General features: G+C 68.0%; 27 protein-coding genes. 9 read left to right on the top strand and 18 right to left on the bottom strand.

Features of this window, described 5'->3' with window-relative positions; genetic code table 11:
- Positions 1–7: 7 nt before the first annotated feature.
- The 11 genes from prfH to AAN986_RS19825 all read right to left on the bottom strand — a co-directional run bounded on the left by prfH (position 8) and on the right by AAN986_RS19825 (position 9,046).
- On the bottom strand, positions 8–607 hold the full coding sequence (prfH, locus tag AAN986_RS19875) for a peptide chain release factor H (RefSeq protein ID WP_047218595.1): 600 nt from the start codon (positions 605–607) through the stop codon (positions 8–10).
- A complete protein-coding gene (locus AAN986_RS19870; RefSeq protein ID WP_016450451.1) occupies positions 598–1,884 on the bottom strand; it encodes an RNA ligase RtcB family protein in 1,287 nt (428 codons plus the stop codon). Before AAN986_RS19870 ends, prfH begins: the two co-directional genes overlap by 10 nt.
- A 399-nt stretch (positions 1,885–2,283) precedes the next feature.
- Positions 2,284–3,426 carry a cell envelope integrity protein TolA gene (gene tolA / locus AAN986_RS19865; RefSeq protein ID WP_349335444.1) on the bottom strand — a complete coding sequence of 381 codons (1,143 nt, stop codon included), beginning with the start codon at positions 3,424–3,426 and terminating at the stop codon, positions 2,284–2,286.
- Positions 3,427–3,450: 24 nt separating this feature from the next.
- A complete protein-coding gene (locus AAN986_RS19860; protein ID WP_047218593.1) occupies positions 3,451–3,876 on the bottom strand; it encodes an ExbD/TolR family protein in 426 nt (141 codons plus the stop codon).
- A 30-nt stretch (positions 3,877–3,906) separates the two neighbouring features.
- Positions 3,907–4,611, bottom strand: a complete 705-nt coding sequence (gene tolQ, locus AAN986_RS19855) for a protein TolQ (protein WP_047218592.1) — start codon at positions 4,609–4,611, stop codon at positions 3,907–3,909.
- Complete coding sequence (gene ybgC / locus AAN986_RS19850) at positions 4,608–5,024, bottom strand: tol-pal system-associated acyl-CoA thioesterase (RefSeq protein WP_016450455.1); 417 nt, start codon at positions 5,022–5,024, stop codon at positions 4,608–4,610. Before ybgC ends, tolQ begins: the two co-directional genes overlap by 4 nt.
- A 12-nt stretch (positions 5,025–5,036) precedes the next feature.
- Positions 5,037–6,221: a pyridoxal phosphate-dependent aminotransferase gene (locus AAN986_RS19845; RefSeq protein ID WP_043796416.1), complete on the bottom strand. Its 1,185-nt coding sequence runs from the start codon at positions 6,219–6,221 to the stop codon at positions 5,037–5,039.
- Between the two features lie 115 nt (positions 6,222–6,336).
- Entirely contained in the window at positions 6,337–6,927 is a 591-nt protein-coding gene (nusB, locus tag AAN986_RS19840) for a transcription antitermination factor NusB (RefSeq protein ID WP_016453904.1), read from the bottom strand.
- Positions 6,924–7,394, bottom strand: coding sequence for a 6,7-dimethyl-8-ribityllumazine synthase (gene ribH / locus AAN986_RS19835; RefSeq protein WP_016450458.1), 471 nt, complete (start codon positions 7,392–7,394; stop codon positions 6,924–6,926). The genes nusB and ribH overlap by 4 nt, the downstream gene beginning before the upstream one ends.
- A gap of 3 nt (positions 7,395–7,397) precedes the next feature.
- Complete coding sequence (gene ribBA, locus AAN986_RS19830) at positions 7,398–8,519, bottom strand: bifunctional 3,4-dihydroxy-2-butanone-4-phosphate synthase/GTP cyclohydrolase II (protein ID WP_016450459.1); 1,122 nt, start codon at positions 8,517–8,519, stop codon at positions 7,398–7,400.
- Between the two features lie 212 nt (positions 8,520–8,731).
- Positions 8,732–9,046 (bottom strand): 2Fe-2S iron-sulfur cluster-binding protein, encoded by a 315-nt coding sequence (locus tag AAN986_RS19825; protein ID WP_016450460.1) that lies wholly within the window; start codon positions 9,044–9,046, stop codon positions 8,732–8,734.
- A gap of 156 nt (positions 9,047–9,202) precedes the next feature.
- On the opposite strand from AAN986_RS19825, the gene AAN986_RS19820 reads away from it, so the two are divergent.
- The 3 genes from AAN986_RS19820 (at position 9,203) to gshA (ending at position 12,912) form a co-directional block, all read left to right on the top strand.
- Complete coding sequence (locus tag AAN986_RS19820) at positions 9,203–9,628, top strand: hypothetical protein (RefSeq protein ID WP_047218627.1); 426 nt, start codon at positions 9,203–9,205, stop codon at positions 9,626–9,628.
- A gap of 575 nt (positions 9,629–10,203) precedes the next feature.
- A complete protein-coding gene (locus tag AAN986_RS19815) occupies positions 10,204–11,112 on the top strand; it encodes an SDR family NAD(P)-dependent oxidoreductase (RefSeq protein ID WP_016450462.1) in 909 nt (302 codons plus the stop codon).
- A 270-nt stretch (positions 11,113–11,382) separates the two neighbouring features.
- Positions 11,383–12,912, top strand: coding sequence for a glutamate--cysteine ligase (gshA, locus tag AAN986_RS19810; protein WP_034348046.1), 1,530 nt, complete (start codon positions 11,383–11,385; stop codon positions 12,910–12,912).
- 7 nt (positions 12,913–12,919) lie between these two features.
- Here the strand turns inward: gshA and AAN986_RS19805 are convergent, their stop codons facing one another.
- Complete coding sequence (locus tag AAN986_RS19805) at positions 12,920–13,132, bottom strand: oxidoreductase-like domain-containing protein (protein WP_016450464.1); 213 nt, start codon at positions 13,130–13,132, stop codon at positions 12,920–12,922.
- Between the two features lie 2 nt (positions 13,133–13,134).
- A complete protein-coding gene (locus tag AAN986_RS19800; protein WP_013803403.1) occupies positions 13,135–13,377 on the bottom strand; it encodes a hypothetical protein in 243 nt (80 codons plus the stop codon).
- Between the two features lie 168 nt (positions 13,378–13,545).
- Here AAN986_RS19800 and ylqF point away from each other — a divergent pair, with 168 nt between their 5' ends.
- Both ylqF and AAN986_RS19790 read left to right on the top strand, forming a co-directional pair.
- Complete coding sequence (gene ylqF, locus AAN986_RS19795; RefSeq protein ID WP_016453899.1) at positions 13,546–14,499, top strand: ribosome biogenesis GTPase YlqF; 954 nt, start codon at positions 13,546–13,548, stop codon at positions 14,497–14,499.
- 159 nt (positions 14,500–14,658) lie between these two features.
- A complete protein-coding gene (locus AAN986_RS19790) occupies positions 14,659–16,914 on the top strand; it encodes a GGDEF domain-containing phosphodiesterase (RefSeq protein WP_017405581.1) in 2,256 nt (751 codons plus the stop codon).
- 42 nt (positions 16,915–16,956) lie between these two features.
- Here the strand turns inward: AAN986_RS19790 and AAN986_RS19785 are convergent, their stop codons facing one another.
- Positions 16,957–18,165: a M20 aminoacylase family protein gene (locus tag AAN986_RS19785; protein ID WP_047218590.1), complete on the bottom strand. Its 1,209-nt coding sequence runs from the start codon at positions 18,163–18,165 to the stop codon at positions 16,957–16,959.
- A 233-nt stretch (positions 18,166–18,398) separates the two neighbouring features.
- On the opposite strand from AAN986_RS19785, the gene AAN986_RS19780 reads away from it, so the two are divergent.
- Positions 18,399–19,391 (top strand): DHHA1 domain-containing protein, encoded by a 993-nt coding sequence (locus AAN986_RS19780; RefSeq protein WP_016453896.1) that lies wholly within the window; start codon positions 18,399–18,401, stop codon positions 19,389–19,391.
- Here the strand turns inward: AAN986_RS19780 and AAN986_RS19775 are convergent.
- Entirely contained in the window at positions 19,331–20,200 is an 870-nt protein-coding gene (locus tag AAN986_RS19775) for a pseudouridine synthase (protein ID WP_223275230.1), read from the bottom strand. The two genes, AAN986_RS19780 and AAN986_RS19775, sit on opposite strands and share 61 nt — an antisense overlap.
- A gap of 228 nt (positions 20,201–20,428) precedes the next feature.
- Between AAN986_RS19775 and AAN986_RS19770 the strand changes: the two genes are divergently transcribed.
- Positions 20,429–21,427: a diaminopimelate dehydrogenase gene (locus AAN986_RS19770; protein ID WP_047218626.1), complete on the top strand. Its 999-nt coding sequence runs from the start codon at positions 20,429–20,431 to the stop codon at positions 21,425–21,427.
- Here the strand turns inward: AAN986_RS19770 and AAN986_RS19765 are convergent.
- Positions 21,424–22,797, bottom strand: a complete 1,374-nt coding sequence (locus tag AAN986_RS19765) for an MFS transporter (RefSeq protein ID WP_016450471.1) — start codon at positions 22,795–22,797, stop codon at positions 21,424–21,426. The two genes, AAN986_RS19770 and AAN986_RS19765, sit on opposite strands and share 4 nt — an antisense overlap.
- Before the next feature lie 90 nt (positions 22,798–22,887).
- Between AAN986_RS19765 and AAN986_RS19760 the strand changes: the two genes are divergently transcribed.
- Together AAN986_RS19760 and cls are read left to right on the top strand one after the other, a co-directional pair.
- Positions 22,888–23,235, top strand: a complete 348-nt coding sequence (locus tag AAN986_RS19760) for a hypothetical protein (RefSeq protein WP_012204400.1) — start codon at positions 22,888–22,890, stop codon at positions 23,233–23,235.
- Between the two features lie 355 nt (positions 23,236–23,590).
- A complete protein-coding gene (gene cls, locus AAN986_RS19755) occupies positions 23,591–25,042 on the top strand; it encodes a cardiolipin synthase (protein WP_016453891.1) in 1,452 nt (483 codons plus the stop codon).
- A gap of 10 nt (positions 25,043–25,052) precedes the next feature.
- Here cls and AAN986_RS19750 read toward each other — a convergent pair whose 3' ends face one another.
- Positions 25,053–25,685 carry an ANTAR domain-containing protein gene (locus AAN986_RS19750; RefSeq protein ID WP_206424536.1) on the bottom strand — a complete coding sequence of 211 codons (633 nt, stop codon included), beginning with the start codon at positions 25,683–25,685 and terminating at the stop codon, positions 25,053–25,055.
- 4 nt (positions 25,686–25,689) lie between these two features.
- Positions 25,690–26,832 carry a transporter substrate-binding domain-containing protein gene (locus AAN986_RS19745; RefSeq protein ID WP_047218589.1) on the bottom strand — a complete coding sequence of 381 codons (1,143 nt, stop codon included), beginning with the start codon at positions 26,830–26,832 and terminating at the stop codon, positions 25,690–25,692.
- Positions 26,833–26,872: the final 40 nt, after the last annotated feature.

The following is a 26,872-nucleotide window of genomic DNA, read 5'->3' as shown; positions in this document are numbered from 1 at the left end:
GGGGCGTTCAGGCGCGGAACACCTTCACGGGGCTGCCGCGCTCCACCTCCCAGTGCAGCTGGCTGCGCGTGCGCCGGGCCTGGCCCTCGCCCTGCGCGTTGAGGCGCGCCAGCTTCAGGGCCAGCAGCTCGCGCGCCAGCCGCTTGTTGGCGTGCTGGCTGCGCTCGCTCATGACCTTCACCGAGATCCCGCTGGGCACATGCAGGGCATGGACGGCGGAGTCCGTGGTGTTGACATGCTGGCCGCCCTTGCCCGAGGCCTTGCAGGCCTGGAAGACGATTTCGCCGTCTGCCGGCAATTGCCGGGGCGGCTCGCACTTCTGCACGGCAACAAACCAGTTCCTGCGCGGGTGATGGGGCCGCAGGGGACTGTCGAAGACCCACTGGATGGTGCCCAGCCAGGCGCCCAGCGTGCCGTGGAGCAGGCCGGTGTCGCCCTCGCAGCGCAGCAGCACGGACCTGTAGCCGGCCGGCGTGGGCGTTTCCTCCAGCACGTCCACGGCGATGCCGCTGGCAGCGCAGTCGCGCAGCAGCTCGCGCAGGGTCAGGCGCACGGCATGCTCGCACTCGGCGGGGCCGTGGGATGCGGTCAGCTGGATCAGCAGCATTGCATGGCTCCCTTCTTGTAGGTCAGCAGGGGGCGCAGCCGCGCCACCAGCTGCACCAGGCCGGCTTCCTGCAGGCTGGCGACGACGGAGTCCACGTCCTTGTAGGCCTGGGGGGCCTCCTCGTAGACCAGTTCGCGGTCGGCGCAGACCACGGCGCTGCCGAATTTTGTGCGCAGCAGTTCGTCCAGCGTGAAGCGCGGGCGCAGGCGGCCCATGCAATCGGTACGTGCCCACTTGCGGCCCGCGCCGTGCGCCAGCGAGTGCAGTGCCTCGTCACGCCCGGCCACGGGCCGCACAAGGTAGCTGTAGTCGCCGCGCGAACCCGGGATCACCACAAGCCCCTGGTCGGCCGGCGTGGCGCCCTTGCGGTGCAAAAAGCCGTCTTCGCCGCGCCAGTGGTGGGCGATCACGTGGTTGTGGGTGATGTCCAGCAGGGCCTGGCCGCGCGTGCGCAGGGCGCGCAGCAGGCGTGCCGCAATGCTGGCGCGGTTCAGTTGGGCGAAGGCGATGGCGGCCGCGTGCTGGCGCAGGTACTGCGTGGCGGCATCGCTGCTGGCGGCCAGGCCGTCGTGGCTGAAGGCCTCCACATGGGCGCGCAGGATGGCGCCGCCCAGCCCGCGCGAGCCGCTGTGCACCATGAGGTGCACGCGTTTCCTGTCGAGCGCGCCGTCCTCGTACAGCGTGTCCACCACCTGCAGTTCGGCAAAGTGGTTGCCGCCGCCAATGGTGCCCAGGCTGTCCTGCAGATACGCCAGGTCGGCCACGCCGCTGGCCTGGGCGATGTGCTCCAGCTGCTGCATGTCCACGGCGTCCAGCAGTTCCTGGGGCAGGGGGCCGTCGATGTTGCCCACCGCCTTTTCCAGCTTGGGGGCCGAGGTCTTGTGCGCTGCCAGCTCCGTGCTGTACAGCGACATGCCGCAGCCGATGTCGCCGCCGACCAGGGCCGGGTAGAAGCGGCCCACGGAAAAGAAGGCTGCCCCTACCGGGTAGCCCCGGCCCGGGTGCAGGTCCGGCAGGCCCACGGCTGCGCGCATGCCGGCCAGGTTGCGGGCCGTCGTTTGAAGTTGTTGGATGGCGGCGTCTTCAATCCAGACGCCGCGGTTGGCGAACACCTGAAGATGGATGTCCGGCCCCCCTGAGTCGCTGCGCGCCTTCCCCCCTCTCGCTTCGCGGGGGGAGACGACACCCTCGGTGCGGGGCGGCCCTTCCTCGGTGTCTCTGGCTTGAGTGATTGCGGGTGCCGCGTTTGCGCCACGGAATACTATGGAATTGCCCATGAATGGCTTTCGATCGAGTGCTTGGGGCACATTCCGGCAGATGCGGAATGCGCAATGGGCAGTCGCCGCAAGCTCGATGGACAGGCATCAGGAAAAGCGCACGCGCAGCCGAAAGCCGGGCCTCTTGCGGGGCCGGAAATCAGGTCTGCAGCGTGGCCTGGAGGCGCTAGGGCTTCAAGCGTGCACGACTGCAAAGGGACGTGTCGAATGGGACATGGGTTCTCTCCTTTGCGATGGTGGACGGGTGCCGCGAATGCGGCAAAGACGGGGATGCTAGGGACAAGCGGCCGGTGCCGCAAGCGAAGTCGCAGGCGCGTGGCGGATTGCATACAAAGCAAGATGGAAAAAGCCCCGCAGGCAGGTACCGGCGGGGCTTTTTGATGAAGGGCCTGTGCCCGTTCAGTCCTGCGGGCGGAATCCGATGACCAAGTCCGAAGGCACGCGGCCATCGATGTCGCGCGGCAGCGTCTCGGTCTTTTGCAGCGCGCGGATGACGGCGTCGTCCCAGGCCTTGTTGCCGCTGGACTTGGCGATGGTGGCGCCGGTGATGGTGCCATCGGGTGCGGTGCGCACGCGCACCTCGGCCCGCGGGTTGCCGCTGATGGCGTCCGGGTAGACGATGTTGGGCTTGACGCGCGCGGCCACCTTGGCGCCATAGCCGGCCGAGGGGCCTCCGGCGGAGCTGCCCGAGCCGCCGCTCTTGCTGCCACCGGCGCCTTCGCCGGCCGAGCCGCCGCTGCCGGCCAGGCCCTGCATGCGGCGGATGTTCTCCAGGCGGCGTGCCTCGGCTTCCTTGGCCTCGCGCGCTTCCTTGGCGGCCTGTTCCTTCTTGCGCTTGTCCTCGGCGGCCTTCTTCTCGGCTTCTGCCTTGGCGGCCTTTTCTTTCTCCGCCTTCTCGGCTTTCTCGCGCTCGGCCTTGTCCTTGGCAGCTTTTTCCTTGTCCGCCTTTTCCTTTTCGGCCTTGTCCTTCTTTTGCTGCTCCAGGCGGTCCTTGCGGTCCTGCTCGGCCTTGTCCTTTTTCTGCTGCTCGAGCTTGTCGCGGCGGTCCTTCTCGGCTTTTTCCGCCTTCTCGCGCTCGGCCTTGTCCTTGGCCGCCTTGTCGGCCTTTTCCTTGTCCAGGCGCTCCTGGCGTTCCTTCTCGCGCTGCTCACGGGCGGCCTGTTCGGCGCGCTCCTTCTTTTGCTGCTCGATCTTGCGCTTCTTCTCCAGCGCGATCTCGGCCTCGCGGTCGTCGTCCACGGCCTGCGGCTTGGGAGGTGGGGGCGGTGCAATCACGGGCGCGGGCGGCGGCGGTGGCGGCTGGGGAACGGGCTCGGGCGCAGGTGGCGGGGGAGGCGCGGGCACGGGCAGGGCAGGGGCCGGTGCGGCCGTGGACCAGAACTCGGCCTCGACCATGGGCTCGTCGGCCTGCTTCGGGGGGCGCACGGTCCACAGCATGGCGGCCACGAGCAGCCCGTGCGCGGCCACGGCCATGGCCCACGAACGGGTGCGGCCGCGCGTGCGCGGCGGTGCGAACTGGTCGTGGTCTTGCAGGTTGGGCATGGAGTCGAAGGCGGGCGGCGCTGCTTACTGGGAGGACTTGACGCCGAAGGCCACGCGCTTGACGCCGGCCGCCTGAAGCTCGGACATGGCGGCCATCACGGTCTCGAAGGGCAGCTTCTTGTCGGCCGAGATCAGCACGGCGCTGTCGTCGCTTTGCTGGTCCTGCCAGCTCCTGGCGGCTGCGCCCAGCTCCTTGAGCGTGACGGTCTTGTCGGTGCTGCCGGCCTTGATGCGGATGCCGCCGTCCTTGTCGATCATCACGTCGGCGCGCTTCGGGGGCGTGCGCGCGGCCTTGCCGGCGCTGGGCACGTTGATGGAGCCCGGCGTGAGCATGGGCGCCGTCACCATGAAGATGATGAGCAGCACCAGCATCACGTCGATGAAGGGCACCATGTTGATCTCGTTGACGGTGCGGCGGCTGCGGCCGCCGCGCGAGGCTACTGCGGGCATGTGCTCACTCCTTGCAAACTGTGCGTGACTTCAATGGCCGGACGGGGTGCTGGAGCCGGTCGCACCCACGTTGCGCTGCAGGATGTTGGAGAACTCTTCGATGAAGGTTTCCTGCTGGCTGGCCACGCGGTCGATCTGGTGGGCGTAGCGGTTGTAGGCCGTGACGGCCGGGATGGCGGCGAACAGGCCCATGGCCGTGGCCACCAGCGCCTCGGCAATGCCGGGGGCCACGGTGGCCAGCGTGATCTGCTCCATGTTGGCAAAGCCGGTGAAGGCGTGCATCACGCCCCAGACGGTGCCGAACAGGCCCACGTAGGGAGAGACCGAGCCCACGGTGCCCAGGAAGGACAGGCCCGATTCGACCTCGTCCATCTCGCGCTGGAAGCTGGCGCGCATGGCGCGGCGGGTGCCGTCCATCAACTGGTTCACGTCGGCGATGCGGCGCTCGCGCAGCTTCTGGTACTCGCGCATGCCGCTGGCGAAGATGCGTTCCATGGGGCCGCCCTGCTTGGCGTGGTGGGCCGCCGAGGCGTAGAGATCGTTGAGGCTGGTGCCCGACCAGAAGTCCTGCTCGAAGCCGTCGTTGAGCGAGCGCACGCGCTTCAAGGTCTGCGACTTGCGGAAGATGGTGGCCCAGCTGGCCACCGAGGCGCCCACGAGGATCAGCATGACCAGCTGCACGACCCAGCTGGCCTGCAGCACGAGGCTGAGTATGGACATGTCATGGGAGTTCATGAGAGTTGCTCCAGGATGCGGTTCGGAATTCTTGCGGGGCGCATGGTCGAGCCATCCACCCATCCAATGCGGATCGTGCCTTCGCACAACAGGGGCGGCGGCGCATTGCCATCGCCGGCGGATGCCAGCAGCGCCTGCTGCCGTATTGTCAGCGAAGCGCGCCCGCTGCTTTGCAGCTCGGCGGTAACAAGGAGTTGGTCATCGAGCCGGGCCGCCCGCAGGTATTGCAGCTGGGCCTGGGTTACGACAAACATGCCGCCCGTTTGTTCCCGCAACTGCTGCTGGCCTATGCCCAGGGCGCGCAGCCACTCGGTGCGGGCACGCTCGAAGAACTTCAGATAGTTGGCGTAGAACACGATGCCGCCGGCATCGGTGTCCTCCCAGTAGACGCGGATGGGAAATTCGAAGGCCATGTGCGGCGGGCCTCAGGCCAGCAGGCGCTGCAGGCGGCGCACGGCCTCCTGCAGCTGTTCCATGGAGTTGGCCGTGGAAAAGCGCACGAAGTCGGCGGTCTCGAACGTGCCGAAGTCGCGGCCCGGCGTGATGGCCAGGTGGGCGCGCTCCATGACGGCGTAGGCAAAGTCCCAACTGCCCTGGACGCCGAGCTTGGCGGCAGCGGCACGGCAGTCGGCCCAGGCGTAGAAGGCGCCGTCGGGCTGCACGGGCACGGGCAAGCCCAGGGCCTCGAGCGCAGGGATGAAGAAGTCGCGCCGGGCCTTGAATTCGGCGCGGCGGCGCTCGTACTCGGCAATGGACTCGGGCTCGAAGCAGGCTAGGGCGGCGCGCTGCGAGACGGTGCTGGCGCAGATGAAGAGGTTCTGCGCCACGCGCTCGACCACGGGCACCATGGCCTCGGGCACCACCATCCAGCCCAGGCGCCAGCCCGTCATGTTGAAGTACTTGCTGAAGCTGTTGATGCTGATCACGTCCTCGCCCAGCGCCAGCGCGGTCTGGCCGAAGGCGTCGTCATGCGACAGGCCCAGGTAGATCTCGTCGATGATGGTCAGCCCGCCCCGGGCGCGCACCACGTCGAGGATGCGGCGCAGCTCGGCCGGCGCAATCGAGGTGCCGGTGGGATTGGAGGGCGAGGCCAGCAGCACGCCGCGCGTGTGCTCGTTCCAGGCGGCCTCGACCTTGTCGGCGCTCAACTGGTAGCGTTCGGCTGCCGTGGTCGGCACCATCACGGCCCGGCCTTCGGCTGCGCTCACGAAGTGGCGGTTGCAGGGATAGCTGGGGTCGGGCATGAGGATTTCGTCGCCCGCGTCAATGGTCGCCAGGCAGGCCAGCTGCAGCGCGGCCGAGGCGCCGGCCGTGACCACGATGCGCCGCGCCGGCACATCCACGCCGAAGCGCTGCGCATACCAGTGGCTGATGCGCTCGCGCAGCTGGGGCAGGCCCAGGGCCGGCGTGTATTGCGTGGCGCCATCCTGCACGGCGCGCGCTGCGGCTTCCTGCACCAGCGGGGGGGCGGTGAAGTCGGGCTCGCCGATGTTCAGGAAGATCATCGGCGTGTCGCTGTCCGCGCAGCCGCGCGCCATCTCCTGCGCCGCCTTGGCGATCTCCATCACGTAAAAGGGCTCAATGCGGTCGGCGCGGGTCGAAAACTTCATGACGGGTGAAATCCTGGAAGAGGCGCCCGCGCCCGGCAGGCGCGGGCGGGCCATGGATGGCCGGATGCGGCGGGGCCTGTGCCCCGGTGGATGCAGGCGCGTGGCAGGACGCGCTTCAGCCGGCCTGGCCGGCCGCGTCGTCGGCCGCAGGCGCGGCCGGCGCAGCAGGCGCTGCGCTGCTCTTTGCGGCGCGGTCGTGTGCCACCTCATCGGCGCGCAGCGTGGGCGCCAGGCCGTTGAGCACGGCGTTCACGTACTTGTGGCCGTCGGTGCCGCCGAATTCCTTGGCCAGCTCGATGCACTCGTTGAGCACCACGCGCCAGGGCACGTCCATGCAGTGCTGGAATTCATAGACGCCTATCCACATGCTGGCGTGCTCGATGGGCGAGATCTCGGCCATGGTGCGGTCCAGCTTGGGGGCGATCAGTGCGTCCAGGTCCACCTGGGAGTTGATGCAGCCGCGTAGCAGCGCGTCGTAGTGCACCGAGTCGGCCTTGTGAAAGCCCGACAGGTCGCGCGTGAAGCGGTCGATGGCCTCCACGTCGTTGCCGCCCACCAGGTGCTGGTACAGGGCCTGCAGCGCGAATTCACGCGCGCGGCTGCGGTTGGACTTGGAGGCGGCCTTGCGCGCGCCGGTGCTGGTCAGGCCGGTGCGGCTCTGGCGGGGAGGGCGTGCGGAGGCCGGTGTGGAGTGTTCGTCGCTCATGGTCGGTCAATGGTTTGGAGCAGGTTGGCCATTTCCACGGCGACCCGGGCCGCGTCGCGTCCCTTTTCGGTCTGGCGTGCAATGGCCTGCTCGGTGTTCTCGGTGGTGATGATCGCGTTGGCGATCGGCAGCTGGTAGTCCAGGGCCAGGCGCGTGACACCCGCGCCCGATTCGTTGGCCACCAGCTCGAAGTGGTATGTCTCCCCACGGATGATGCAGCCCAGCGCCACCAGGGCGTCGTAGCGGTCGGACTCGGCCATCGCCTGCAGCGCCACGGGCACTTCGAGGGCGCCGGGCACGGTGACGTGGTCGATGTTTCCGGCCTGCACGCCCAGGGCCAGCAGCTCTTCGCGGCAGGCCTGGGTCAGGCTGTTGGTGATGCTTTCATTGAAGCGGGCCTGCACGATGCCAATGCGCAGTTGCGCACCATCAAGATTCAGGGCCTGGCCCTTTTCTGCGTTCAACATTTCTTATTCCTTGGGGATGTAGCCGCTGATTTCGAGGCCGTAGCCGGCCATGCTGGGCAGGCGGCGCGGCTGGCCCATGAGCTGCATGCGCTGCACGCCGCACTCGCGCAGGATCTGCGCGCCCACGCCATAGGTGCGCAGGTCCATGCGGCCGCGCTCGGGCGCCTGGGCGGCGCGTGCGCTGCCGTCGAACTGGGCCAGCAGCTGGTCGCCGCTTTCGCCGCAGTTGAGCAGCACGGCCACGCCGTGGCCCTGGCGGGCGATGTATTCGAGGCTGGTGTCCAGGCTCCAGGAATGCAGGGTGCGGCCGGTCTCCAGCGCATCCAGCACGGACAGCGGCTCATGCACGCGCACGGGCACGGGCGTGTCGGCATCCCACTGGCCCTTGACCAGGGCCAGGTGCACGGACTGGCTGGGCAGGTCGCGGAAGGCATGGGCGATGAACTCGCCATGCGCCGTCTGCAGCGGGCGCTCGCCGACCTTGCTGAGCAGAGTTTCGTTGCGGCTGCGGTACTGGATCAGGTCGGCAATGGTGCCGATCTTCAGGCCGTGCTCGGCAGCGAACAGCTGCAGGTCGGGCAGGCGGGCCATGGTGCCGTCGTCCTTCATGATCTCGCAGATCACGGCGGCGGGGCTGCAGCCGGCCAGGGCGGCGAAGTCGCAGCCGGCCTCGGTGTGACCGGCGCGCATGAGCACGCCGCCGTCGACGGCCTGCAGCGGGAAGATGTGGCCCGGCTGGACCAGGTCCGTGGGCTTGGAGTCCTTGGCCACGGCGGCCTGCACGGTACGGGCGCGGTCGGCGGCGGAGATGCCGGTGGTCACGCCCTCGGCCGCTTCGATGGAGACGGTGAAGGCCGTGCTGTACACGGTGCCGTTGCGCGCGGCCATGGGCGGCAGCTTCAGGTATTCGCAGCGCTCGCGCGTGAGCGTCAGGCAGATCAGGCCGCGGCCGAAGCGCGCCATGAAGTTGATCGCCTCGGGGGTGACATGGTCGGCGGCCAGCACCAGGTCGCCTTCGTTCTCGCGGTCTTCCTCATCGACGAGGATGACCATGCGGCCCGCGCGCATGTCGGCAATGATGTCTTCCACCGGCGAGATGGGCACGGGGGACGTGGAGTTGTTCATGGAGTGCCTTCTGGAGGAGCCGGGTCGTGCGGACGGGGCGCGGCACACGCGCCGGCTTCCTCGGCCTGGCAGGCGTCAGAAGTGGGCTTCCAAAGAACGTGTGGCGCGGCGCAGCCGCTGTCGGCAATCGGCATGACCCGGAATGACCTTGCGAAAGCGCACATTCTATTCCAGCGGCCATCGGCCGCAGGCGGCGCGGGCTTTGGCCGGATTCAGGGGCCGGGGTCCTGCAGCACCACATCGCCTTCGGGATAGGCGATGCAGGGCAGCACGCAGCCCTCGGCCCGCTCCTCGCGCGTCACGCCCGGCCATTCGATCTCGTAGCGCACGCTGCCCGACACCAACTGCCCGATGCAGGTGCGGCAGGTGCCGTTGCGGCAGGAACTGGGCCAGTCCACGCCACCCTGCTCCAGCGAGTGCAACAGCGGCTGGTCGGCCCAGGCATCGACCTGCAGACCGCTGGGCGTGAGGCGGGCAGTGAAGAAGGGCGGGGAAAAAGGGGAGGAGGCGGGGGAATCCTGGCTCATGGCTATCAAGGGGGGGCTGCAATTCTGTGGGGCGAAGGGTGTTTGTACCCTGTATCGGGCTCTGTATCGGGCCTATATCAGGCAATGTCTGGCACAAGGGGCCGGGTTGAGGTGGGTCTCCCGGGCAGCGGTCAGCGGTGCGCTAGGCTTGGCGCCATGCATATCAAGCCCTACCTCCTGCCTGTGCTCGTTTTCCTGCTGGTCGGTCCCGGTGTGGGCGTGCTGACCGTGATGCTTATGGGCGCGGACGGTGCGCCGGTCCTGCCGGTGAACTGGCTGCTCGTCGTGTTCGGCTATGGCATAGGTGCTGTTCCTGCCGCTTTGGCGGGGGTGATCTATGTGGTCGGCTGGCCTCTCAGGGGCCTGCTCCAGGTACTGAGCACCAGGGAGTTCGGCGCCGTGCTGGGTGCGGTGAGCGGTGTCGCCGCGCTGGCTGCATGCTTTTCAGCGACCTCCGGCACGCCGTTTCTCAAATCCCTCGGCGTCTATGTCTTTCCCCTGGTTGCCGGTGCCGTCTGCGGGGCGCTTGCAGCGCATGCGCGTGATGAGGCCTGTGAGGGGAGCGGGTCGCAAGGCGTTTGAACGCGTCCGGCTGCGACGCACAGGTTTGCCTGTTTTTTGAGCAATTGGCTGGCTTGTTTGTCAAATCAATGACTTATGTTGCGAATTCGGCATTTTTGGCGGCTTGTCCACATGCTTGTCCAGTACGAATGGGGGTAAATGCGTACATGCGGGTTGCGCGGTGGATAAGCGGGACGCGGCCCGAAAATCCGGGGTCTTCTGCCTATTTTTTAAGCGTTCCTCCTGTTTCTCTTTTGAATCAATGACTTGCGTGTCTTATCCCGCCCGCTGTGAAAGTTGTTCACAAGATTGTTCAGGGTGAGGCGGGATAAGTCGGGCACACGACTTGTGGATTTGATTAAAAAATAGGCAAAGCGAAAAAATCTAATCAAAACAATTACTTAACCAGCCAGTCCCGAGCCTGCACATGGTTTTCCACAGGCTTGTCACGAAATGATGGGGACAAGGCCGGCGGGCCTGCCGCAGTCGCTTCGGCAACCGGAATGCGGCCGGCGTCCGTCTACATTGCTGGGTGGCCGGTGCCCTGCCATCCGGAGGGCGCAACCGGCATCCAACGACACAAAGGGAGCATCTCCATGGCGATTGAGTTTGAAGGCCGCGTGGCCATCGTGACGGGGGCCGGCGGCGGCCTGGGGCGCCTGCATGCGCTGGCGCTGGCGGCGCGCGGCGCCAAGGTGCTGGTCAATGATCTGGGCGGCGCGGTCGATGGCAGCGGCGGTTCGGCCACGGCGGCCCAGGCCGTGGTGGACGAGATCCGCGCGGCGGGCGGCCAGGCGCTGGCCAACGGCGCATCGGTCACCGATTTCGAGGCCGTGCAGGCCATGGTGCAGCAGGCCGTCGATGCCTGGGGCCGCGTGGACATCCTGGTCAACAACGCCGGCATCCTGCGCGACAAGAGCTTTGCCAAGATGGGCATGGACGACTTCCGCCTGGTGGTGGAAGTGCACCTGATGGGCGCCGCCCATTGCTGCAAGGCCGTGTGGCCGCACATGCAGGCGCAGAACTACGGGCGCATCGTGATGACCACGTCTTCCACGGGCCTGTACGGCAACTTCGGCCAGGCCAACTACGGCGCGGCCAAGCTGGCCCAGGTCGGCCTCATGCAGACGCTGGCCATCGAAGGCGCCAAGCACGGCATCCATGTGAATGCGCTGGCACCCACGGCGGCCACCCGCATGACGGAAGGCCTGATGCCCGAGGCCGTGCTGGCCGCCCTCAAGCCCGAGGCCGTGGTGCCCGCCATGCTGGTGCTGGCCCACGAAAGTGCGCCCACACGCACCACGCTGTGCGCAGGCGCGGGCGGCTTCGAGGCCGCCTTCATCACGCTGACCGAAGGCGTTTACCTGGGCCAGGGCGAGCAGGTGCCGGAACAGCTGGCCGCGCAGCTGGCCCAGGTGCTGGACCGCAGCGGCGAACAGGTGCCCGCCAGCGGCGCCGCGCAGGGCACGCTGGAAGTGGGCAAGGCCATGGCCGCTGCCCGTTGATGAAGCGGGGGCCGGCAAGTGATTTCACCGCTGGCCGGCCTGCCCTTGCCCGGTATCAAGGCAGCGCCGGTCGGGAGGGCGAAACTCTGACATATTCCTTTCGCTCGCGGCGATCCCATGCGGGGCAACAGGCCAAAACGCGTGGTTAAGCGGACAGGCGCCATCGCGTTTCCTGCCGTTTCTCTATCATTCGGCGTCCGGGTCGGGTCCGCCGGGAATCCTGGTGGTTTCCGTGTGGGCCGATGCCCATCAACGAATCGGTAAACAAGAATGAAAACATCGCAGGCATCCATGGCGGTTCCCGGTCCTGAGCGGCTCAAGGGCATACGCCGTGGCATAGAAAAGGAGGGCCTGCGCGTGCTGCCTTCCGGCAGCCTGGCACTGACGCCGCATCCCCTGGCGCTGGGCTCGGCGCTCACTCATCCGCACATCACCACCGACTACAGCGAATCGCAGATCGAGCTGATCACCGGCGCGCGGCTGGGCGTGCAGGAATGCCTGGACGAGCTGGTGCAGATCCACCAGTTCGTGCTGCGCAGCCTGCGCGATGCGGGTGGCGAGATGCTGTGGTCGTCCAGCATGCCCTGCCAGCTGCCCACGGACGAGACGATTCCGCTGGCGCGCTACGGCTCCTCGCACTCGGGCCGCTCCAAGAGCGTGTACCGCATGGGGCTGGGCCACCGCTACGGCCGGCGCATGCAGACGATTTCGGGCATCCACTACAACTGGTCGCTGCCCGGCGTGACCAGCGACCAGTATTTCTCGCTCATCCGCAATTTCCGGCGCCATGCCTTCGTGCTGCTGTACCTGTATGGCGCGTCGCCCGCGCTGTGTCCCTGTTTCGTCGAGGGGCGCGAGCACCGGCTGCAGCCGCTGGGCAATACGGGCCAGGCGCTGTACCTGCCCCACGCCACCTCGCTGCGCATGGGACGCCTGGGCTACCAGAGCGATGCGCAGGCCAGCATCAACGTCAGCTACAACGGCCTGGAAGGCTATGCGAATTCGCTGTACGACGCGCTGACCCAGCCCTATCCCGCCTACGAGATGCTGGGCGTGCGCAACCCGGGCGGCGACTACAACCAGCTGGGCACGGGCCTGCTGCAGATCGAAAACGAGTTCTACGGCACCATCCGCCCCAAGCGCACCGTCAGCCGCGGCGAGCGCCCGCTGCACGCGCTGCGCGAGCGCGGCGTGGAGTATGTGGAGGTGCGCCTGATGGACCTCGATCCCTTCGAGGACGTGGGCATTGCCGCTCCCACCATGCGCATGCTGGACGTGTTCCTGCTGCACTGCCTGAACGCCGACAGCCCGCCGGATACGCCGGACGAGATCGCGGAACTCAAGCACAACCAGCACCTGACGGCCGAGCGCGGCCGCGAGCCGGGCCTGCAGCTGGTGCGCGCCGGCCGAGAAGTGCCGCTGCGCGACTGGGCCCATGAAGTGCTGGACCAGTGCCGACCCTACGCCCAGGCGCTGGACAGCACCCACGGCACGCAGGACTACAGCGCCGCTCTGGCCCAGGCGCTGGAGCGCCTGGAGCACCCCGAGCGCACGCCGTCGGCCCATGTGCTGGGCGAACTGACGGGCGCATACGGCAACAGCTTTGCGAACTTCACGCTGGCCCGGTCCGAGCAGGCCCGCGACTCGCTGCTGGCCCTGCCCTGGAGCCAGGCGCAGCAGCAGCGCTTCGAGCAATGGTCGGCGCAGTCCGTGCAGGAGCAGCGCGACATCGAGGCCGCGGACACGCTGTCGTTCGAGGAATGGCGCCTGCGCTACATGGCGCCGGAGAACCTGCGCTGAGCGCGCTTCAGCCCCGCCCGGCGCCCAGCGCCTGGCCTGCGTCCTCGCACCAGAACAGCACGGCGTCGTAGAAGCCCTCCCAGACGCAGCCGTTGCAGCCGCGGCCGCAGCAGCTCGTGGGCTGGGGCGGCGCAGGGCGCAGTGCAATGCCTGCGGCCTGGGCGCGCTGCTGCCACAGCTGGATCTGCGACAGCGCCTGCTCCAGCGGCCCCTGCACCATGCTCAGCGCCGCGCCTTGCTGCGGCGCACCGCAAACAGCACGATGAAGGCCGTGCCCAGCAGCAGGGCGAACCAGCCGACCAGGTACGACTGGGCCATCATCTGCACGATGCCCCCGGGCGCCATGAACTGTGGCGCCAGCAGAATCACCAGCCCGATCACGGCGCAGGTCACGCCCTTGATCAGCAGTTCGATGTCTGCCTTGCGCGAGGCGGAGCGGGACGAGGGGGTATCGGGCAAGGACATGGGCAGTGAGGCTGGGCGTAAAAGCGGGGGACAATTGCGGCTTGCGCAAGAAAAAATGGAAGTCTGCGGGTTGCGCCGGGGCGCCGCGCGTTGTTGCATCCTGTCTGCGCAAGCCATGAATTATCCTTGCGCCCCTGCCAGTCCCCCCGTTTCCCAGAAAGTAATCCCATGGCCATACAGTGGTTCCCCGGTCACATGAATCTCACGCGCAAGGTGATCACCGAGCGCGTCAAGGAAATCGATGTGGTCATCGAAGTGCTGGATGCGCGCCTGCCGGGGTCGAGCAGCAACCCGCTGCTGCAGGAGCTGACGGGCCACAAGCCGCGCCTGCAGGTGCTCAACAAGCAGGACCTGGCCGATGCCGCGCGCACGCCGCTGTGGCTGGACTGGTACAACGCCCAGAGCGACACGCGCGCCATTGCGCTGGACGCCTCCGAGCCCGCGCCCACGCGCCGGCTGATCGAGGCCTGCAAGCTGCTGGCGCCGAACCGTGGCGGCATGGCCAAGCCCATGCGCGTGCTGATCTGCGGCATCCCCAACGTGGGCAAGTCCACGCTGATCAACTCCATGAGCGGCAAGCGGCAGGCCAAGACGGGGGACGAGGCCGGCATCACCAAGCTGGAGCAGCGCATCGTGCTGGCCGACGACTTCTACCTCTGGGACACGCCCGGCATGCTGTGGCCGCGCATCATCGTCGAGCAAAGCGGCTACAACCTGGCCGCCAGCGGCGCCGTCGGCCGCAACGCCTATGACGAGGAACTGGTGGCGCTGGAGCTGCTGGGCTATCTGCAGAAGAACTACGCGGACATGCTGGAGGCGCGCTACAAGCTGGGCCTGGACAACGAACGCATCGCCGCCCTGCACGACGACGAGCTGCTGGACGCCATCGGCCGGCGCCGCGGCGCCATGATGGGCGGCGGACGTGTCAATGTGCAAAAGGCGGCCGAGCTGGTGCTCACGGATTTCCGCGCAGCGGTCCTGGGCCGCATCACGCTGGAGACTCCCGAGGAGTACGCGCAATGGCTGGCCGTGGGCCAGCAACGCGATGCCGAGCGCCAGGCGCGCAAGGATGCCGTCAAGGCGCGCAAGCGGCCGCCGCGCGAGCGCAAAAGCGCGCCCTGAACCGGCGCCCGCATACCCTGTTTGGTGCAAGAGCGCGTCCGACCGGGGCGGTGGCACAACCACCACAGCCGCAGGCGGCGCCGACCGCTAGCATGTTGAGTGTTCTTTCTCTGTTGGGGCTTTTTCATGCGGCGTCATCGAGTCGAGGCGGAAACCCATTTGTCCCTGCGCAGGGTGGTCCTGGTGGGCAGCATATGGATCACCAGCCTCACCGTGATGCTGGCCATGGCGCTGCTGATGCAGGACCCCGTTCCCTGGCTCAGCGTGCGGCTGAACCTGGTTGCCGCAGGCGTGAGCTTCGGTGCCGTGCTGCTGGGCTGGCGCCGGCACTGGCGGCTGGCCTCCAATGTGCTTGTCTGGGGCACCTGGACGGCGGCCGTGACCGTGGTGGCCGCCACGGGCGGCGTGCAAAGCGGCTCGGTGCTGGCCTTTCCTGCCCTGCTGGTCATGTGCGCCTGGGTGCTGGGCGTGCGCACCACGCTGGTCATGCTGGTCCTGTCCGTGCTGACCATGGCCGGTTTCTGGGTGGCGGGCCGGGAAGGCGTTGACTGGATCGGCCAGCGCGAGACCTCGCCCGTGTTCTCCATGCTCTACTTCGTGGGCATGCTGGGGCTGACGGGCACGGTCACGCTGATGGCGCGGCGCAGCCTGATCCGCCGCGCCCAGGAGCTGCAGGACACACTGGGCGCGCTGGAGCAGCACCAGGACGATCTGCGCAAGTTCTACCGCGCCGTGGAGCAGAACCCCGAGAGCATCGTCATCACCGACGTGCACCAGAACATCGTCTATGTGAACGAGGCCTTTTTGCAGCGCACGGGCTTTGCGCGCAACGAAGTCCTGGGCCAGCCCACGCACCGCTACTCCACCATGGGGCTGGATGCTCCGGCCTGGGAAGAGGCGCTGCACCAGCTGGGCCGGGGCGCGCTGTGGCGTGGCCAGATGACCAACCGCACGCGCCAGGGCGAGGACCTGCCCGAGGCCGTGCTCGTGGCGCCGATACGGGCCTCGGACGGCAGCATCGTCAACTATGTGGAGCTCAAGCAGGACCTGTCCGAGCGCATGCGCGCGGAGCGCCAGATCCATGCGCTGGCGCATTTCGATGCGCTCACCGGCCTGCCCAACCGCCTGTCGCTGACCCAGCGGCTGCGCGCGCTGGCGCGCGAGTTCCGCGAGGGCGGCAAGGGTGGCGAGCCGCGCCACGGCCTGCTGCTGCTGGACATGGACCGCTTCACGGCCTTCAACGACGTGCGCGGCACGGTGCGCGGCGACGCGCTGCTGGGCGCGCTGGCGCTGCGCCTGGCCGATGCCCTGCCCGACGGCGTGCTGCTGGCCCGCATGGGCGCCGACGAATTCGCCGTGCTGCTGGAGAAGGCAGGCCACGAGGCCGCCGAGGTCGACCAGCACATGCGCGCCCTGGCCCAGGTGCTGCAGGACGCGCTGGAGCGGCCGCTATGGCTGGAGGAAACCGGCGAGGAAGTGCAGGCCAGCTGCAGCATTGGCGCGGCCAGCTTTGCCGCCTCGCGCACCGACAGCGGCGGCCATGACGTGCTGCGCCGCGCCGGCGTGGCCCTGCACCAGGCCAAGCAGGCCGGTCTGGGCCAGGTCGTCATCTTCCAGCCCGACATGGCCGAGGCCGTGGGCAAGCGCTTTCGCATCGAAAAGGACCTGCGCCGCGCCATCCCTGCCGGCGAGCTGCAGCCCTACCTGCAGTCCCAGGTGGACCGCATGGGGCGCTGCGTGGGCGCCGAGGTGCTGGTGCGCTGGAACCATCCGCGCCTGGGCATGGTCGAGCCCGGCGACTTCATTGCCGTGGCAGAGGAGTCGGACCTGATCGTACAGCTGGGAGACTGGATGCTGGAGCAGGCCTGCCGCATGCTGGTGCGGCCCGAATTCGTGCAGCACGGCTGGCGGCTGTCGGTCAACGTCAGCTGGCGGCAGTTCCGCCAGCCCGATGTGGTGAACAAGCTCAAGCGCATCCTGGCCACCACCGGCGCCGACCCGCGCCGGCTGACGCTGGAGGTCACGGAAAGCGTGGTCATGCGCGACGTGGACGAGGCGCGCGAGCGCATGACCGAGCTGCAGCTGCTGGGCGTGGAGATGGGGCTGGACGACTTCGGCACCGGCTATTCATCGCTGGCCTATCTGCAGCGGCTGCCGTTCCGTGAACTCAAGATCGACAAGTCCTTTGTGCAGGACTGCCATGCCTCGCCCGGCAATGCCGCCATGGTCGAAGCCATTTTGCTCATGGCCCGTCGCCTGCACCTGCGCGTGGTGGCCGAAGGCGTGGAGACCGAGGAGCAGGCCGGCACCCTGCGCGCCTGGAACCAGGATGTGCTGTTCCAGGGCTACCACTACGGCCGGCCGCTGCCTGCCGCCGAGTGGGTGGATCTTCAAGTGGGGGCGGCCGGCGTGTGAGGCCGTAGGCACGCCAGGGTCGCGGCCCTGGCGCGGCCTGTCTCAGTCCCTGGCCTGGTTGGCGGGCTGCTCCAGCCAGCGGCGCGCCAGCAGATCCCAAAAGCGTGCGCCACGACCCAGGTTGTCGTCGTTGAAGTCGTAGCCGGGATTGTGCAGGCCCACGCCGGGCTGGCCCGTGGCGGGACCGTTGCCTATCCAGCCATAGGCGCCGGGCACGGCCTCGAGCATGAAGCCGAAGTCCTCGGCCGTCATGGCCGGCAGGATGTCGGCGTGGGTGCGGTCCTCGCCCACCGCCTCGCGCATCACGTCGGCCATGAAGCGGGCCTCGTGCGCGTGGTTGGTGGTGTTGGGGTAGCCGGGCTTGAGGATGAACTCGGCGCGGCACAGATGGGCGGCCGCCACATGCTCGCTGATGCGCTGCATGCCTTCGATGAACATCTGCTGCGTCTCGGTCCTGAGGGCGCGCACCGTGCCGAAGATACTGGCCTCGTCGGGAATGATGTTTTCCACCGTGCCGCTGGTGATCTTGCCCACGGTGAGCACGGCGCTGTCCAGCGGATCGGTGCTGCGCGACACCAGGGTCTGCAGCTGGCCGACGATGGCGCAGGCCACGGGAATCGGGTCCAGCGTGGTGTGGGGCATGGCAGCGTGGCCGCCCTTGCCATGCACGCGGATCTCGAAACGCAGCGTGGACGCCATGATGGGCCCCACGCGCACCGCCATTTCGCCGGCAGGCAGGGCAGGCCAGTTGTGCAGCGCGAACACGGCCTCGCAGGGGAATCGCTCGAACAGGCCGTCCTCCATCATGGCCTTGGCGCCTGCGCCGCCTTCCTCGGCGGGCTGGAAGATCAGGTGCACCGTGCCATCGAAATCGGGCTGCTGCGCCAGCAGCGTGGCCGCACCCAGCAGCATGGTGGTATGGCCGTCATGGCCGCAGGCATGCATGCAGCCCGGGTTCTGGCTGGCGTGGCCGAAGGCATTGAGTTCCGTCACCGGCAGCGCATCCATGTCGGCACGGATGCCGAGGCTGCGGCCCGGGTTGGCGGCGCTGCGCCCCCGGCCGTGGATGCTTGCCACCACGCCGGTCCTGCCCAGCCCGCGATGCACCTGCAGCCCCAGCGCCTGGAGATAGGCCGCCACCTTGTCGCCGGTGCGGTGCTCCTCGTAGCGCAGCTCGGGGTGGGCATGCAGGTCGTGGCGGAACTTCAGCAGGGAGCCGAGATGGGGGGTGATGTCGGGTGTGGATCGCATACAGGGGCCGCGACGGCCTGCACGCCAAGCGGGTCCGCAGGCGGTCGCAGCAATTCAATGACAAGGCGGACATGATAGGTCCTGGGGTTTGCCTATGCCGTCTGCCGCGCCGATAGGCCTTGTGCTGCCGAGGCTTTGCGCTACGTTCTTTGATAGCTGCCCGCGCAATGCCCTGGCCCGGGAGTTGGCGCAGATGCAGGGGAATGGCGCCAGGACCGACAATCGCCCCCATCATGAAAAACACCATCCTGCCCCTGCAATTGTTCGTGCGTCCCGAGCATGACGATCCCCAGCCCCTGATCCTGTACCACGGCCGCCGCTGCCCGGACGGCTATGGCGCGGCGCTGGCGGCCTGGCTGTTCTACGGCGGGCAGGCCGAATTCCGCGGGCTGGACCATGGCGAGATCCAGACGGCCGACGACCTGGGCGAGCTGGCCGGCCGCGCGGTCTACGTGCTGGACTTCGCCTTCGAGCCCGAACTGATGGCCGAGATCGAGTCGCGCGTGTCCAAGCTCGTGGTGCTGGACCACCACAAGAGCGCTGCCGAAAAGCTCACCGGCTACCAGTGCCGCTGCGGCGTCGTGCACTTCGACATGAACAAGTCCGGCGCGCGCCTGGCCTGGGAGTTCTTCCAGGCCGACAAGCCCGTGCCGGGCCTGATCCGATTCATCGAGGACCGCGACATCTGGAAGTGGGAATTCGCCGAGAGCGCGGGCTTTCTCGCGGCGCTGGACATGGAGCCGCGCAGCTTCGAGCGCTGGGCCGAGATCGCGGCCTTCACGCCCGAGCAGGAAGCTGCCTTCATGGCACGCGGCGGCGCCATGGACGAGAAATTCCAGAAGCTGTGCGCCGACATTTCCGAGTCCGCCCAGCCCCTGGTCTTCAACGGCATGCAGGGCCTGATGGTCAACTGCCCCGGCATGTTCCACAGCCAGGTCGGCGACCTGCTGGCGCGCCAGAGCGGCAGCTTCGCGCTGATGTGGCATGCCAGCACCAAGGGGGTGAAGGTCGGGCTGCGATCGCGCTCGGAGTTCAACTGCATTGCGCTGGCCGAAAGCTTCGGCGGCGGCGGCCATGCCCAGGCCTGCGGCTTCAAGATGGGCAACGAGCGTCTGGTGGAGCTGCTGTCGGGCGTGCTCAAGGCCGATGCCTCGGCCGACTACGCCTACGTGGCCGCGCCGCTGATGGAGCAGCCTGAAACGGGCGCGCCTGCCGAAGCTGCCTGATCCAGCCCGGCCGTCGCCGGCAGGCCCGCACAGGCCTGCCAGCCGGGCAGGGCGCACAGCGCGCGCCATTGCTGCACATCGGGCACATGGCCCAGCCGGCTCCAGTCGGCCTCCAAGCGCAGCGGCTCGCCCGTCATCGGGTGCGCCAGCTCCAGCGCATGGGCATGCAGCCACAGCCGCTGCAGGCCCAGGCGCTCGGCCCACCAGCGGTTCAGCGGCCCCTTGCCATGCGTGGCGTCGCCAATGATGGGATGGGCCACATGCTTGAGATGGCGGCGTATCTGGTGGCGGCGGCCCGTGGCAGGCAGCGCCTGGACCAGCGAAATCCGCGTGGCCGCATGGCGCGGATCAAAGGCCTCGGGCCATTCGAGCCGGGCCAGGCAGCGCAGCGCAGTCCGTGCGGGCTGGGCTGGCGCGTCCTCGGGCGCATCGTCGGGTCGGAGCGCGTGGTCCACCTCCACCGCATCGGGCAGCCAGCCGCGCACCAGCGCCAGGTATTGCTTGCGCACTTGCTGCCCGGCAAACGCCTGGCCCAGCCGCTGCGCGGCCTGGGCATGCAGGGCCATCACCAGCACGCCGCAGGTGCCCTTGTCCAGCCGGTGCGCAGGGTGCACATGGCAGCCCAGCTGGTCGCGCAGGGTCTGCAGCACGAAGCGCGTCTCGTGCGCGTCCAGTCCCGTGCGGTGCACCAGCCAGCCTGCGGGCTTGTAGACCGCCACCAGGTGCTCGTCGCGCCAGAGGATGTGCAGCGGTGCGTCGCCGCACTCCGAGGGCAGCGGCTGGGCGATGGGGGATGAGGGCTGGGACATGAGGGCGTGAGTGTAGGCGCTGCTGTCCACCACGGCCCACGACCCTCTCCCAATGCCCCTGCCCAATATCGCCGCTCAGTACCCCCGCGCAGGGCAACGCAGTGCTGCCCGGCAGTGCACGACTGGCGGCTCCGTGGCGATGCAAGATCGCGCCTGGTTCTGCGCTGGCGCATGAACCTCATTTTCGAGCCGCAGTTTTTGAACCTCATCGCAAAGGCACCGCACCGCATGGACCATCGCAGCACCGCTCCCATCCGCATCGCCATCGTCGGCCACGGCAACCTGGGCCGTGGCGTGGAGGCGGCCATTGCCCGCAACCCCGACATGGTGCTGGCCGGCATCTACACCCGCCGCGATCCGGCGCAGCTGCGTCCGCTGCAGCCCGGCACGCCCGTGCACGGCATGGACAGCCTGCTGGCCCATCGCGCAGGCATCGACGTGCTGGTGCTGTGCGGCGGCTCCAAGGACGACCTGCCGCAGCAGTCCCCCGCGCTGGCCGCACATTTCAGCCTGGTGGACAGCTTTGACACGCATGCGCGCATTCCCGGGCATTTCGAGCTGGTCGACGCGGCGGCCCGCGCGGCGGGCACCACGGCGCTGATCTCGGCCGGCTGGGACCCGGGCATGTTCTCCCTGCAGCGCCTCATGGGCGAGGCCCTGCTGCCCGATGGCGCCACCTACACCTTCTGGGGCAAGGGCCTGAGCCAGGGGCACTCCGACGCCATCCGCCGCATTCCCGGCGTGGCCGGCGGCGTGCAGTACACCATTCCCGTGGACGAGACCGTGCAGCGCGTGCGCAGCGGCGTGCGGCCCGAACTGTCTGCGCGCGAGCGGCACCGGCGCGAGTGCTTTGTGGTGCTGGAGCATGGGGCCGATGCCGACGGCGTGCGCCAGGCCATCACCGGCATGCCGCATTACTTCGACGAGTACGACACCACGGTGCACTTCATCAGCGCGCAGGAGCTGGCCCGTGACCATGCGGCCATGCCGCATGGCGGCTTCGTCATCCGCAGCGGCAGCAGCTCCGATGGGCTGCGCCATTCCATCGAATACCGGCTGCAGCTGGACAGCAACCCGGAGTTCACGGCCAGCGTGCTCGTGGCCTATGCGCGCGCCGTGCACCGGCTGCAGCAATCGGGGCAGACGGGCTGCAGGACCGTCTTTGACGTGGCGCCCGGCCTGCTGTCGCCCAAAACTGCGCAGCAGCTGCGGGCCGAGCTGCTTTAGCCCTGGCCCACGCGGGCCGCGTCTTCCAGCCGGTCCACGTCGCGCAGCGGCTTGAACAGGGTCATCCAGCTGCCGACCACGCCCAGTGTGCACAGGCTGCCCACCACGGCAGCGGGCACCGCGCCCAGCCAGGCGGCGCTGGTGCCGGCACGGAACTCGCCCAGTTCGTTGGACGAGCCGATGAACAGCATGTTCACCGCGTTCACGCGCCCGCGCATGGAGTCGGGCGTGGAAAACTGCACCAGGGCCGAGCGGATGTACACGCTCACCATGTCGGCCGCACCCGCCAGCATCAGCGCCGCCATGGACAGCCAGAACCAGTGCGACAGCGCAAACACCAGATTGGCCACGCCGAAGATGGCCACGGCGGCGAACATCACGCGGCCCACATGGCGCTGTATGGGGCGGGCCGACAGCCACAGGCCCATGGCCACCTCGCCCACGGTCATGGACGAGCGCAGCAGGCCCAGGCCTTCGGGCCCGACCTTGAGCACCTCGTGCGCGTACACGGGCAGCAGGGCCACCACGCCGCCCAGCAGCACGGCGAACAGGTCCAGCGAAATCGTGCCCAGGATGATGGGGCGCGTGCGGATGAAGTGGATGCCTTCGCCAAAGCGCAGCCACAGCGAGCCGCCGGCCGGCGCCATGGCTTCGGCATAGCGCACGGGCACCGTGCCCAGCAGCAGCACGGCCAGCACCAGGGACACGCCGCAGACCGCATAGGTCAGCACGGCGCCGCCCCAGGCGTAGAGCAGGCCGCCCAGCACGGGCGCCGCGATGGCGGCCGTGCGCATCAGCATGCTGTTGGTGGCCAGCGCCTGGGCCAGCTGCTCGCGCGGCACGATCTGCGGCAGCAGGCTTTGCAGGGCCGGCCCCGTGAAGGCGCGGCTGCAGCCGAACAGCACCAGCACGGCGTAGATCCAGTGCACATCGTGCGCGGCAGCGCCTTCGTGCCAGGACAGCCACAGCAGCAGCAGGGAGCACAGCGCCGCCACGGCCCAGCTGCCCGACAGCAGGCGCTTGCGGCTCATGCGGTCGCTGAGGTCGCCTGCCGGAATCAGCAGCGCCAGCATGGGCAGGAACTGGGCCAGTCCCACATAGGCCAGGGACATGGGGTCGCGCGTCAGGTCGTAGACCTGCCAGGCGACGACCACGGCCTGCATCTGCTGGGCGAACATGGACAGCATGCGCGCCATGACGAAAGGGACGAAGGCGCTGTTGCGCAGGCCGGCAGCGGGGCTGTCGGCCGAAGTGGGGGGAAGCGGGGAGGAGGGCAAGATCGGAAGTCCGTGGCAGAGCACGCGCAGTATCTGCGAAATGCCGCCGCCCTGCAGGCCGAACCGCCTGCGCCATGCTGCCGACGAAGGCATGCGGCCTGCTCCCACAAACAGCGGGGACGCGGCGCGTGAACATGCCATCACGGGTCGGGCCAGAACCCCGCATCAGAGGAGCAACACACCATGTCCATGTTGTCCATGCAATACGCCGGCACCTTGATCGGGCGCGAAGCGGTCATCGATTTCCCCGATAGCAAGGCTGATGTGCGGTACACGCCGCAGGGCCAGATGGTCTGGCATGTGGTCGATTCCCTGGGCCATGTGTCCGACGGCTGCGAACGGCTCAGCTACCTGCAGGTCAGCGACAGCCTGCACTTCCTCAACTGGATCGAGAAAACCGGTTTCACCGTCAGCCAGGTCATAGACACGGCCCAGGGAACGGTGCAGGCCTTCTGGTCCTTTGCCGATCCGGCCAGCGAGGGCGGCCACCGGTCCTCCATGTTCGTCGAAGGCCGTTTCCGCTTTCGCTGAGAACCCTGCCGGTGCTGCGTGAAACATTGCGGCGGCGGCGCAACATGCCTGTTTTTTGAGCGCCACCGGCAAAGCCAAGGCTGGCGCCGCAAACACGGGTTGTCCCGAAGCTTGTCCACAGGCAGGCCCACAGTCGCTGGGCATAACCGTCACGCCATCGTCATTTTCTTCATCCAACGGGAAAGTTCCGTGGGATGTGTGCGTGTACTTTCGTCATGATTCAGGTTTTTCGTGGAATTCTGTTCCTGGATCCATCACCGGTGTGCAGCCGCCCGCCGCAGATCAAGGCCCGTGCCCCCGTGAAACATTGCGCGCCTGAGAAACAGGTCCGCAATGCCGCCGCTATGCTGGCCGCATGACCTGGCTGCTTATCGCATTGCATCTGCTGCTCATCGCGGGTTTCGGCCTGCGCATCCTTTTGCGTGACGATGTGCGCCCCGACGTTCGCATGGGCTGGCTCACCGTCATCGTGCTGCTGCCCTACGTCAGTTGCGCGCTGTACTACCTGTTTGGCGAAGTCACGCTGCGCCGCCGCGGCCGGGCCCGGTACCGCAAGGTGCAGGACTTCGCGGCAGGCGCTGCCATGGACCACGGCGCCGCCGTGCCGATAGCAGGCATCGCCCCGCAGTGGCAGGCTGCCTTCGGCTATGCGGCCTCCATCAACCGCTTTGCCGCACAGCCGGGCCACACCGCGCAGCTCATGGCCGATGGCGCCGAGGCCCGCGCCCGCATGCTGGCCGACATGGACGCCGCCCAGCATGAAATCAACGTGCTGTACTACATCTGGCTGGCTGATCACACGGGCACGGCCGTGGCCCAGGCGCTGGTGCGCGCGGCACGGCGTGGCGTGGTCTGCCGCGCCATGGTGGACGGCCTGGGCTCGCGCGCGCTGCTGCGCACCGACCTCTGGCAGCAGATGGCCCAGGCGGGCGTGCAACTGGCCGTGGCCCTGCCCACCAGCCATCCGATCCGCGTGATGTTCACCAGCCGCCTGGACCTGCGCAACCACCGCAAGATCACCGTGATCGACCAGCGCATCACCTACTGCGGCAGCCAGAACTGCGCGGATGAAGCCTTTGCCGTCAAGGCCCGCTATGCGCCCTGGGTCGATGTCATGCTGCGCATGCAGGGTCCGGTGGTGGCGCAGATGCAGCAGGTGTTCGCCAGCGACTGGGCGCAGGCACGCAGCGTCGCCCAGGTTCCTCCCATGCCGTTGGCTGTCCGGTCCGCAAACGGTCTGCCCGACCGGCCTGCAGACGGCTTTGCCGCCGTCGTCATTGCCGAAGGCCCGGCCGAGCGGCCCCGCTCCACCTCGCAGCTCGTGTCCACGCTGCTGGCCAGCGCACGGCGCGAGGTCGTGATCTCCACCCCTTACTTCATTCCCGACGCCACGGTGCTCGAGGCCCTGTGCGCCGCCGCCTGGCGCGGCGTGCAGGTCAGTCTCATCCTGCCCGCGCGCAACGATTCGTGGATCGTGGGCGCGGCCAGCCGCAGCACCTACCGCTACCTGCTGCGTGCCGGCGTCATGCTCCATGAATTCCGCCCCGGCCTGCTGCATGCCAAGACCCTGTGCGTGGACGGGCAAGTGGCTTTGCTGGGCTCCACCAACCTGGACCTGCGCAGCTTCGACCTGAACTTCGAGAACAATGTGCTGCTGCAGGACGAGGCCGTGACCCAGGCCATCCGCCGGCGCCAGGCCGACTACATCCGCCAGTCCGACCGCATCACCGCCGCCCAGGTCCACGCCTGGCCCTGGGGCCGGCGCATCTGGAACAACCTGCTGGCGATGCTCAGTCCGGTGCTGTGAGCCGAAGGCATCACCGCCGCCGCGCCGGCCCGGGTGCCTTGGCGAAGCCCAGCTTCTCCATGGCCTCATGGGTCTCCAGCACCAGGGCCGACACCTCGGCCACGGTCACCCGCAGGCCGGTGGCGCGCTCGCGCATGTGCACATAGGCCTGCTCCTCCGTCATCTGCTGGTGGTCCACCAGCACGCGGATGGCCTTCTCGATCTGGCGGCGCGACTTGATGGTGGATTCGAGCTTGTCGATCTTGCCCTGCAGCCGCTGCTGGAACCCCTGGGCCGACCTGGCCAGCACCAGCGTGCTGAGAATGCCGGAGGAGCGGAACGGCTTGGTGATCACGCCATGGGCCTGGGTGTCCAGCAGCAGCTTCAGGGTGGTGGGGCTTTCGTAGTCCGACAGGGCGACCAGCGCCGCGTCTACGGTGCCGGCATTCCAGCCGGAGTTGGCCTCCAGATCCTGGGTGACCTGGAAGAAGATCACATCGGCGCCGGAGGGCGGCTCCCCAGGCAGCGGCCAGATGATCCGCAGCCGGCATCCGATGCGCTGCAGCTGCTCGACGATGATGTCGCGGTCCTCCCCGGGTGGGTGGACGACGGCAACGCAGATGCTGCGCAGGTCTTCGTAGAGGCGTCGCAGGCTGGAACTCATGGGCTCACCTCAGCCAGAACTCGGAAAACCCGAAGGTGGATAGATAAGGGTCCGGCCGGATCGGCTCCCCGGCTTCCCAGACGATGTCGAACTGCCCGTCGCTGCGGCAGATGCCTATGCGCGGCGTCAGGCTGCAATGGTTGTTCTCGGGGTCCACGGTGATCAGCCCCTCGGGCGCTTCAAATTTCACCTGATGCACAGCCTCCACCAGTTTGCGCCTGTCCAGGCTGCCCGAACGCTGCAGCGCCTGGGCGAACAGGTGAACCTGGGCATAGGCCAGCTCGGACCACATGCTGGTGGGTCGGTCGCCAAAGCGCGAGCGCCACAGTGCGATGAAGCGCTGGTTGCCCTCGCCGGCCACCGAGCCGAAGTAGGTGGCAGCCGTGATGTGTCCCTCGCACAGCGGCGGGCCGATCTGGCGTATCTCTTCCTCCACCATGGACAGGCTGGCAATGGGAATGCGCAGCGGGTCCAGCCCGAAGTCGCGGTACAGCTGGTAGAACTGCCGCGCAGACTGGCCGACCATGGTGGAGAACACCGCATCGGGCTGCGCGGTGCGGATATCGGCGAGGACTTCCTCGACTTCGGCGCGGCTGGCCTCCAGCGGCAGATAGACCTCGTCGAGCACCTCGCCTCCGTGTTGTTCCACCAGGTCGCGCATGATGCGGTTGGACTCGCGGGGGTAGATGTAGTCGGCGCCCACGAAAAACAGCTTGCGGCCCCGGTTCTGCAGCAGATAGGCGGCCAGTGGCACATTGTTCTGGTTGGGCACGGCCCCCGTGTAGATCACGTTGGGCGAATACTCGAAGCCCTCATAGAACGAGCAATACCACAGCAGTGCGTTGTTGCGCTCTATCACCGGAAGCACCGCCTTGCGGCTGGAAGAGCGCGAACAGCCGAAGATCACGTTGACCTCATCTTCCAGCAGCAGCCGCGTGGCGAGCTTGCGGTACTCCGTCGCATCGCCCCTGGGGTCGTAGGCCACAGGGATCAGCGGTCGGCCCAGAACGCCGCCGAGCTGGTTGATTTCCTCGATGGCCAGGGCAGTGCCGAGGAAGTGCTCGGACTCCGTCACCCCCGTGGGGCCGGAGCGCGAGAACAGCACGCCGATGCGCCAGCCATCGTCCATCTGTGTTTCGTGGGTCATGGAGCGGCTTTCACTGGTTGGAGATTCCTGGTCGCGGGAT

The sequence above is a fragment of the Delftia sp. DS1230 genome, assembly GCF_040112715.1.
In the GTDB taxonomy this organism is placed as follows: domain Bacteria; phylum Pseudomonadota; class Gammaproteobacteria; order Burkholderiales; family Burkholderiaceae_C; genus Comamonas; species Comamonas tsuruhatensis.
Note: the sequence above shows the minus strand (reverse complement) of the source record. Positions and strands in the feature narration are given on the sequence as shown.